Origin of the sequence: uncultured Salinicola sp., from assembly GCF_937921195.1 — a bacterium.
GTDB lineage: Bacteria > Pseudomonadota > Gammaproteobacteria > Pseudomonadales > Halomonadaceae > Salinicola.
The window spans coordinates 1-10,023 of record NZ_CALFQK010000006.1 but is presented as its reverse complement, the minus strand read 5'-3'; the positions used below and the strand labels follow the sequence as shown (position 1 = coordinate 10,023).

The window sequence follows — 10,023 nt, the reverse complement described above, 5'->3', positions numbered from 1 at the left end:
ACCTACGACCAAGGGATTATGAGTCCCCTGCTCTAACCAACTGAGCTATAGGCCCTGAAACGCGGGAGCCGTATGATAACCAAAGCGGTCGGCACAGGCCAGCCGCTATTGAAGGCCATGAATGTCCAGGGAGGACACGATGTCACCGAAACCGATCATTCGCCGCGTCATGGGTATCGGCCTGGCCGCCGGGCTGGCCCTGTCCTGCGGCCTGGCCCAGGCGGCGTGGCAGCTCGATCCCGATCAGTCCCGCGTCACGGCCACGGTGACCGAGATCACCAGTGGGGGCGAGTCGATCACCCACAAGCACGCCCTGCGCCGCATGGAGGGCCAGATCAGCGCGGACGGCACGCTGAAGCTGCCCATTCGGCTCAACCAGACCGACGTGCTGGATCGCCTCGGCGATCTGCCGCCATGGATGTCCTCGCTCACCAACACCACCCTGGTGACGGTCGTCACTCACCTGCCGCCGGAGCGGATCAACTCGCTGGCCGTCGGCCAGTCGACGGTCGAGATACTGACGCTGCGCACGGACGCCAACGGCGAACAGCGTCAGGAGAAGCTGCCGGTGCGGTTCACCCGTGAGGCGGACGACGTCGTGCGCGTCCGCAATGCCGAACCGGTGTCGCTGGATGGCAGGGAACTGATGAAGAACCAGACCGTGCGTTCGATTCTCTCGTTGATGGGATACCAGCAGATTGGCGACGAGGTGCCGGTCGAGCTGGATGCCGTGCTGGTCGATCGCTGAGCGATGTCTGGATTCGAAGCCGCCGTCACTGCACTGCCGCCGGGGTGCCACTCGCCACTGAGCGAGTGGCCCTGGCGGGAGGCTTGGCCCTGGGCGAGATTTAGTGCCCTGCGTTTCGATACCGGTGTGCTGTGCGAAGCCGATCTCGATAGCTGGCACCTTTCGCTGCCGGATCGCCTGGCGACGGCAGCGGCCAAGCGTCGGGCCGAGTTCCTGGCCGGCCGCCTGAGCGCCCGCCACGCGCTCGCCGAGCTGACAGGTTCACCGGCGACGCCGGCGCAGGATCCCGAGCGGCTCCCCCGCTGGCCAGCGGGTACCGTCGGCTCGATCACCCACAGCCGGGGGCTGGCGGCGGCGGTGGTCGCCGGGCAGGAAGCGTGTCGCGGCATCGGCCTGGACGCCGAGGTGGAGATGACCGGTGACCGCGCGCGACGTCTGGCGCCACAGATCCTGGTGGCATCGGAACGCGCCTGGTTCGACGACCTGCCCGGTGAGCGACAGGGAGAGTTCCTCACCGTGGCGTTCTCGCTCAAGGAGAGCCTGTTCAAGGCGCTCTACCCGCTGGTGCGTCGGCGCTTCTACTTTCCCCATGCCCAAGTGACCGCCTGGAACGCCGACGAAGGAACCGTCGCGATCGAACTGCTGGAGACACTGTCGCCGGGGTGGCGGGCCGGTGCCCGGTTGACCGGGCAGGTGGCGAAAATCGACGACTATCTCTTGACGCTGATCGCGATCTCGCGAGAATCGTGAGCGACCAAACTAATTTCACTGAAGCGCGATCGCCCGTGCGATCGGCTCGCCAGCGGAACCCGATCCCATGATCAAGTGGATACTGATACTGCTTTTCGTCGCCAGTGTGCTCTATACGCACTATCGCGGGCGCGTGCGTCACAAGCCGTTGCGCCAGCTCTCCGATCACTCGACCTTCATGTCGCCGATCAATGCGCTGATGACGCTGTTCGGGCGAGACAAGGATCGCCCCTACCACGACCTGCGGAACTACCCGGAGCTCGAACGCCTGACCGGCAACTGGGAGACGATCCGCGACGAGGCGATGGCGCTGCAGGACCACATCAAGGCCTCTTCCCGCTACGACGACGCCGGTTTCAACTCCTTCTTCCGCCGCGGCTGGAAGCGCTTCTACCTGAAGTGGTACGGCGAGAGCCACGCCTCGGCCGAGCAGCTCTGCCCGCGGACCACGCAGTTGCTGGCAGGCATTCCCAACGTCAAGGCCGCGATGTTCGCCGAGCTGCCGGCGGGCAGTCATCTGACCCTGCACCGGGACCCGTACGCCGGCTCCCTGCGCTATCACCTGGGCCTGATCACGCCCAACGACGATCGCTGCTACATCGATGTCGATGGCGAGAAGTACAGCTGGCGCGACGGCGAGGCCGTGATGTTCGACGAGACCTACCTGCACCGCGCCGAGAACGGCTCCGAACAGAACCGCATCATCCTGTTCTGCGACATCGAGCGTCCGATGAAATATGGCTGGGCCCGCAGTCTCAACCACTTCTTCGGGCGTACCGTGATGGCCGCCGCCAGCTCGCCCAACGACGACAACGACCGCACCGGCGGGTTGAATCGCGCCTTCAAGTACATCTACGCGGTGCGGCGCCAGGGCAAGGCGCTCAAGAAGCGCAACAAGTCACTGTACTACGCCATCAAGTGGGCACTGTTCGCCATCGTGATCATCGCCATCATCGCCTGGTGATCGGCCGGGCCGGCACGCGCCGGCCCTTCCCTCTTCCCTCTTCCCCGGATCGTCCGGCACTCGCCGCCCTCACCGTATCGTTCTTCTCTTTTTTGAAAATAATTGTCATTGCGGTTCAGAAACCGGACTCCCCTACGTCTTCTTATTGGCAACATCCATGGATAAGAACGATTTTCATTCAAGGGGAGTCTGTCGTTCATGCATTACGTTCTGCGCTATCCGGCAAGTGCACTGGCCTGCGCCTGCCTGTCGTTTCCCGTCTGGGCCCAGCAGACGGGCGACAACACCGTCGCCACCACGGCGTCGGCTGAAACCGCCAACCTCGATACCGTCACGGTGACCGGGCAGTCGGCCGCGACCAAGACCGAGACGCCCATCGTCGAGACGCCGCAGACCGTATCCAACGTCGACCGCGCCGAGATGGACGAACGCGGCGTGCGCACGGTGCGCGAAGCAGCGCAGTACACGCCGGGGGTCTATACCAACCAGGTCGGCGCCTCCAATCGTTACGACTATCTGGTCATGCGGGGGTTCTCCGACGGCAGCCTGAGCAACACCTATCTCGACGGGCTCAAGGTGATGGGCGACGCCAACGGCTACAGCTCGATGGTGATCGATCCGTGGTTCCTGGATAACGTCGAGATCGTCAAGGGGCCGGCCTCGGTGCTCTACGGGCGCTCGTCTCCCGGTGGCCTCGTGGCCTTGACCAGTAAGAAGCCGCTGTTCGAGAACCGCAACGAGCTCCGTTTCAGCACCGGCACCAATAGCCAGCGCAGCGCAGCGTTCGACTTCTCCGGCCCGCTGGACGACGAGCGTCGCGTCGCCTATCGCCTGGTTGGCATCGGCAGCAAGTCGGACACCCAGTTCGATCATGTCGAGGAGGAGCGCTACGCCATCGCGCCCTCGATCACCTGGGACGCCACCGACGACACCAGCATCACCCTGATGGCCTACCTGCAGAAGGATCCAGAGGGCGGCTATCACTCCGGCGTACCCTACGAAGGCGCCGTAAGTCGCCACAACGGCCGCCATATCAGCAACAACTTCTTCGACGGCGAGGCCGACTACGACAAGTACGAGCGCACCCAGCGCATGTTCGGCTACAACCTCGAGCATCGCTTCAGCGACAACGTCACCGGTCGTCAGAAACTGCGCTACCTGAACTCGGACGTCGAGCTGAACCAGGTCTACGGCTTCGGCTGGGTGTCGCCGGACTCCAACGAACTCAACCGCTACTACTCCGGCGGACGCGAGTCACTGCAGGCGTGGACCGTCGACAACCAGGTGGAAGCGAAGCTCGAGAGCGGGTTCATCGACCACACCGTGCTGGTCGGCGTGGATTATCAGAAGCGCAAGAATGACGTCACCTGGACCTACGGTTCCTTCCCCAGCCTCGATGCCTTCAACCCCAGCTATGGTGCGGACCCCGAAGCGCCGGGTATCTACACGACCGCGGACGAGCGTCATGAACTCAGCCAGACCGGGATCTACCTGCAGGATCAGATGGCGATCGATCAGTGGCGCCTCACCCTGGGTGGCCGCTACGACTGGGTCGATATCAAGAACAAGAACCATCTCACCGATAGCGAAAGCAAACTCGACGACACCCAGTTCAGTGGTCGTGTCGGCGCGCTCTACCTGTTCGACAATGGCCTCGCGCCCTACCTGAGCTACAACACCGCCTTCACGCCGACCAGTTTCGTCGATGCGGAGGGCGATCTGCTGGAACCCATGGAGGGTGAGCAGTGGGAGACCGGACTCAAGTACCAGCCCCCAGGAAGCCGCGATCTCTATACCTTGTCGCTGTTCCGGATCAATCAGGAGAACGTGGCCACCAAGGAGCAGCCCAGCGACCCCTATCGCTCCGTGGGCGAGATCCGTTCCCAGGGCGTCGAGCTGCAGGCCCGCACCTGGCTGACCGACAACTTCCGCCTGCAGGCCGGCTACAGCTATACCGACATTCGCTACACCAAGAGCGACGACCCGGAAGAGGACGGCAACTACGCCATCTATGCGCCGCGCCACCAGGCCAGCCTGTGGGGGCACTACGCCTTTGATCGCGGTGCGCTCGACGGGCTCGATGCCGGCCTGGGCGTGCGCTACTACGCGGATGTCTATGCCGATCGCGCCAACACCGAAACGGTGCCCGACTACACCCTGGTGGATGCCGCGGTGGGTTATGACCTGAGCCAGGTCGGTCTGCAAGGGGTCAGCGCCCGGGTCAACGTTGGCAATCTGCTCGACAAGGAGTACGTGGCGTCGTGCAACTCGCTCGAGTACTGCTACTTCGGCGCGGAGCGTAACGTCACCGCGACCGTTTCCTATCAGTTCTGATCTCACCGGGAGGAAACCCCACACAGACCATTCGACCACGCGGGCGCCTGGCTAAGCTCTGTCTGAAAAATCGGCGAGCGATAGCCAGACAAGGCAAAAATCGGCGAAAAAGCGGAGTTTACGGGGTGTAAATGAGCATTTTGAGCCGATTTTTAACACCGTATGGTTAAGCGCAGACATTTTTCAGACAAAGCGTAGCGCCCGCCAGGCGAACCGGGAGGCAAGGACGCCTTCCCGTCTCGACTCGCCACGCGATAATCCGGCCCGGCAGTCTCTGGCGGCAACGCCACCGGGCCATCAAGTACGCATCACCGCACTCGAGGTTCATCGACGCGCGCCCACGGCGTCGCGTAGGCCGCGCCTTTGTCCGATGGAACGTCATCTCGGCGATTCCGGCCATCGGCCCAGGCGCCCGAAGAGAGGCAATCAGGAGGATCTGCCATGCGATATGACACGGAGCTTGCTCCCGCCATTGTGCCACCACGCGCCCGGCCCGACGGCCGGAACGACCCGCCGGCCCTGTTCAACGAGCAGTCGCTGGACGCCTACCGCAGCGGCATGCAGCGCTGCGTCGAGCTGGTTCGGCACACCCTGACCCGCGCCCGGAATCCCTGCAGCGGCATCGAGCCCCACGAGCTGCAGCCCGCCTTCCAAGCGATCGACCTCGACCGACCGCTAGACGATCTCGAGGCCAGCCTCGAGGAGCTGCAGCGGCTCTATCTCGATCACGCCGTGTATTTCCACCACCCGCGCTACGTCGCGCATCTCAACTGCCCGATCACGCTGCCATCGATCCTGGCCGAGGCGATCGCCACGCCGCTCAACACGGCGGTGGAGACCTGGGACCAGAGCGCCGGCGCGACCCTGATCGAACAGAAACTGATCGACTGGACCGCCGCCCGGGTCGGGCTCGGCGAGGATGCCGACGGCGTGTTCACCAGCGGCGGCACCCAGTCCAACCTGATGGCGTTGAGCATCGCCCGCGACAGCGCCTGCGAAGCGATGCCCGGACACGCCGGCAATCGCCATCACGGGCTCCCCCCGAACTTCCGCCAGCTACGCATCCTCACCTCCGAGGTCAGCCACTTCAGCGTGCAGAAGGCGGCCGCGCTGCTGGGTCTCGGCTATGACGCCGTGATCGCCGTGCCGAGTGATGCCAGCAAGCGCATGGATATCGCCGCGCTGCAGACGGCGCTGAAGGCGTGCGACGAAGCGGGGCTGATCCCGTTCGCGATCGTCGCCACCGCGGGCACCACCGACTTCGGCAGCATCGACCCGATCCCCACCATGGCCGAACTCTGCCGCCAGCGCGGCATCTGGCTGCATGTGGATGCGGCCTACGGCGGCGGGCTGCTGCTCTCCCGCCGACACCGTCACTGGCTCGCCGGGATCGAGCAGGCGGACTCGGTCAGCATCGATTACCACAAGACCTTCTTCCAGCCGGTGAGCTGCAGCGCCTGCCTGGTTCGCGATCGCCGCCAGCTGCGCCACGTCACCTACCACGCCGACTATCTCAATCCCCGCGACCAGGCCGAGGGAGGTACCCCGGACCTGGTCAACAAGAGCCTGCAGACGACCCGGCGCTTCGACGCCCTGAAGCTGTGGATGACCCTGCGCACGCTGGGCGCCGAGCGCCTGGGCGACCATCTCGACCAGGTGATCGAACTGGCGCAGCAGGCCTACCGGGCCATGCGGCAGCGGGACGACATCGAGGTGTTGCTGCCGCCGGCGTTGAGCACGCTGGTCTTCCGTTACCGCCCCGACGGCGTGGACGACGACGGCGATCTCGACACGCTCAATCAGCAGATCCGCCAGACGCTGTCGCGACGTGGCGAGGCGGTCGTCGCCGGCACCCGGGTCGACGGTCGCTTCCATCTCAAGTTCACGCTGCTCAACCCCATGACCCGCCTCGAGGAGCTGGTGGCGCTGGTCGCGGAGATCGCCCGGATCGGCGAATCGCTGGCAGCGTCCCTGGCATCGTCGTCCGCTCGTCCATCCCCCGTCTGGAGCCAGTCATCATGCTGAGCCGCATCTACGACTTCATCGGCGTCGGCCTGGGGCCGTTCAACCTCGGTCTCGCCTGCCTGACCGATCCCATCGACGATCTCGACGGCCTGTTCCTCGAGCGCCGTCCGAGCTTCGACTGGCACCCCGGGCTGCTGCTCGAGGACGCCACCCTGCAGACGCCCTTCATGGCCGACCTGGTCACCCTGGCCGACCCGACCAGCCGTTTCAGTTTTCTCAACTATCTGAAATCCCAGGGGCGACTCTACAACTTCTACATCCGCGAGGACTTCTTCCTGCTGCGCAGCGAGTACAACCGGTACTGCCAGTGGGTCACCACGCAGCTCGAGTCGCTGCGCTTCAATCGCGATGTCCAGAGCATCACCTACGACGACGCCGAGCAGTGCTATCGCATCCGCTGCCGGGATACTCGAAAGAACGAGAATCGCATCTACCGCGCCCGCCGGCTGGTGCTGGGCACCGGCAACGAGCCGATGATTCCGACGTGCTGCCAGCCGGTGGCGGAGCGCGTGGTGCACTCCTCCCGCTATCTCGATCACAAGGCCGCGCTGCAGGCGAAGTCGGCGATCACGATCGTCGGCAGCGGCCAGAGCGCCGCCGAGATCTATCTCGACCTGCTCGAGGAGATCGACACCCACGGCTATACCCTGAGCTGGGTCACCCGCTCGCCGCGCTTCTTCCCGCTGGAGTACGGCAAGCTGACGCTCGAGATGACCTCGCCGGATTACATCGACTATTTCCACGCCCTGCCCGAGGCGACCCGGGACGAGCTGATGCGCCAGCAGAAGGGGCTCTACAAGGGCATCAATCTCGAGCTCATCAACACCATCTACGACCGCCTCTACACCAAGAGCCTGCAGGGCAAGGTGGATACCCACCTGCTGACCTGTGCCCAGCTCGAGAGCTGCCGCTTCGATGCGGCCCATCGCCGCTTCGACCTGACCTTCACCCACACCGAGCAGGACCGACGCTTCGAACACCAGACGGAGGGCGTGATCCTGGCCACCGGCTACGCGGCGCAGACACCCGCCTTCCTCGCCCCGATCGAGGAGCGGATCCGCCGCGACGGCGCCGGACGCTATGCGGTCAGCCGTTACTACGGCATCGGCACCGACGACGATATTTTCGTCCAGAACGCCGAGCTGCATACCCACGGCCTGGTCGCCCCCGACCTCGGCATGGCGTGCTACCGCAACGCCTGCATCATCCGCGAACTCGCCGGCCGCGAGGTCTATCCCGTGGAGCGCGGCTTCACTTTCCAGGACTTTGGCGCACCCGACGACCGCGTGTTCCAGCCGCAGCGAGCCACGGCATGACCGCTGTCGCGCGCCAGTTCGCCATTTCCGTTTGCCGTCAGGAGAGAGACGCATGAATCTACCGCAGAGCCGGCTGCCCGCCGCCAGGATGGACGACGCCACGGGCAGCGTGAGCGACCTCGAGACGAAGGCCTCGTCGCCCAGCAGCCTCTATTCGCCCGAGGTTCGCTTCCGTCGCGACTGGCCGGGCATCGGCACCCTCGCCCTTCGCCCCCTCGCGCTGGATCGGGATCTCGCGCTCGTGTTCGACTGGGTCAGCAGCGACCGCGCCCGTTTCTGGGGAATGAACGGCGACAGCCGGGATCAGGTCGCCGCCTTCTACCGGGACATGCAGCAGAGCGACGGCGCCCAGGCGTTCATCGGCCTCCATGACGGCCAGCCGGCGTTTCTGGTCGAGTGCTACGACCCCCGCCAGGATCCGGTCGGCGAGCAGTACGCCGTCCAGCCCGGCGACCGCGGCATGCACTTCCTGATCGCGCCGAAAGCGCCGGCGGCCGCGCCGATCCACGGCTTCAGTCAGGCCGTGATCGATACCATCGTGGCCTTCCTGTTCAGCGATCCGGGGACGCGCCGCATCGTCGTCGAGCCAGACGTCACCAACGACAGGATCCACCCGCTCAACCGCCGGGCGGGATTCGTCTACGCGGGTGAGATCCGGCTGGCGGAGAAGACCGCCCGCCTGGGCTTCTGCACCCGCGAGCGATTCGAGTCGCTGCACGCCTCGCGGCGCCGCGACACCGCCACCGGCGAGGCCAGCGCACACCTGCGGCCCGATCGCTGGCACCACGCCAATCGCGACCTGTTGTGCAAGGCGATCAGCGAGTTCGCCCACGAGCGATTGCTGCAGCCGGTATCGGAAACCGAGATCGACGCCAACGGCTGGGCCGACTACGCCCTCGCCACCGATAGCGACGGCATTCGCTACCGGTTCCGCGCGCGCCGGATGGCGCTGGATCACTGGTGGATCGACAAGGACACGCTGGCCAAGACGCGCGACGGCGCCTCCCAACCGCTGGACGTGGCGCAGTTCCTGCTCGAGTGCCGGGCGCGCCTGGGCATCGATCCCGACAACCTGCCCACCTACCTGGAGGAGATCGCCAGCACCCTGGCCGGCATGACCTACAAGTTCGGTCGCGACGTACCGCCGGCCGCCGAACTCGCGCTGGCCGACTTCCAGACCCTCGAGACGGCGATGAGCGAAGGTCACCCCTGTTTCGTCGCCAACAGCGGCCGGATCGGCTTCGATATCGAGGACTATCACCGCTACGCGCCGGAAGCCGGTGCCGCGATCCGTCCGCTGTGGCTGGCCGCCGCGCGCCACTGCACGGAGTACAGCGCCATCGAGGGCCTCGATGCCGAGACCCTGTTCGCCGAGGAGCTGGACGCCTCGGTACGGGAGCGTTTCGCCGACCGGCTGCGGGGGCTCGGGCTCGATCCCGATGACTACCTGTTGATGCCGGTCCACCCGTGGCAGTGGCGCCACAAGCTGGCGATCACCTTCGCCGGCGAAGTGGCCGAGCAGCGCCTGGTGCTGCTCGGCGAGGCGGACGACGATTACCGCGCCCAGCAGTCGATCCGGACCTGGTTCAACGTCTCACGGCCCCAGCGTCGCTACGTCAAGTTCGCGCTGTCGATCCTCAACATGGGCTTCATGCGCGGGCTGTCGCCCCACTACATGCGCGGCACGCCGGCCATCAATACCTGGGTCGAGGACCTGGTCGCAAGCGACCCGGAACTGCAGGCGCAGGGGTTCAGCGTACTGCGTGAAGTCGCCACGCTGGGCTATCACCACGCCGGTTTCGAGGCCGCTACCGACAAGCAAAGTCCGTATCAGAAGATGCTGGCGTGCCTGTGGCGGGAGAGCCCCTATATTCGCATCGCGCCCA

General features: G+C 65.3%; 7 protein-coding genes. All 7 read left to right on the top strand.

From position 1 onward, the window contains the following. The first annotated feature begins 139 nt into the window (after positions 1–139). A complete protein-coding gene (locus Q0602_RS00445) occupies positions 140–748 on the top strand; it encodes a hypothetical protein (protein ID WP_298837303.1) in 609 nt (202 codons plus the stop codon). Between the two features lie 3 nt (positions 749–751). Next, positions 752–1,498 carry a 4'-phosphopantetheinyl transferase gene (locus Q0602_RS00440; protein WP_298837300.1) on the top strand — a complete coding sequence of 249 codons (747 nt, stop codon included), beginning with the start codon at positions 752–754 and terminating at the stop codon, positions 1,496–1,498. A 67-nt stretch (positions 1,499–1,565) separates the two neighbouring features. After that, positions 1,566–2,462, top strand: a complete 897-nt coding sequence (gene lpxO, locus Q0602_RS00435; protein ID WP_298837295.1) for a lipid A hydroxylase LpxO — start codon at positions 1,566–1,568, stop codon at positions 2,460–2,462. A 198-nt stretch (positions 2,463–2,660) separates the two neighbouring features. Beyond that, on the top strand, positions 2,661–4,796 hold the full coding sequence (locus Q0602_RS00430; protein ID WP_298837292.1) for a TonB-dependent siderophore receptor: 2,136 nt from the start codon (positions 2,661–2,663) through the stop codon (positions 4,794–4,796). 441 nt (positions 4,797–5,237) lie between these two features. Then, entirely contained in the window at positions 5,238–6,821 is a 1,584-nt protein-coding gene (locus Q0602_RS00425; protein ID WP_298837289.1) for an aspartate aminotransferase family protein, read from the top strand. Beyond that, positions 6,815–8,137, top strand: a complete 1,323-nt coding sequence (locus Q0602_RS00420) for a lysine N(6)-hydroxylase/L-ornithine N(5)-oxygenase family protein (protein WP_298837286.1) — start codon at positions 6,815–6,817, stop codon at positions 8,135–8,137. The genes Q0602_RS00425 and Q0602_RS00420 overlap by 7 nt, the downstream gene beginning before the upstream one ends. 52 nt (positions 8,138–8,189) lie before the next feature. Beyond that, positions 8,190–10,023: GNAT family N-acetyltransferase (locus Q0602_RS00415; RefSeq protein WP_298837282.1), on the top strand; the 1,834-nt coding region annotated here is incomplete at its 3' end.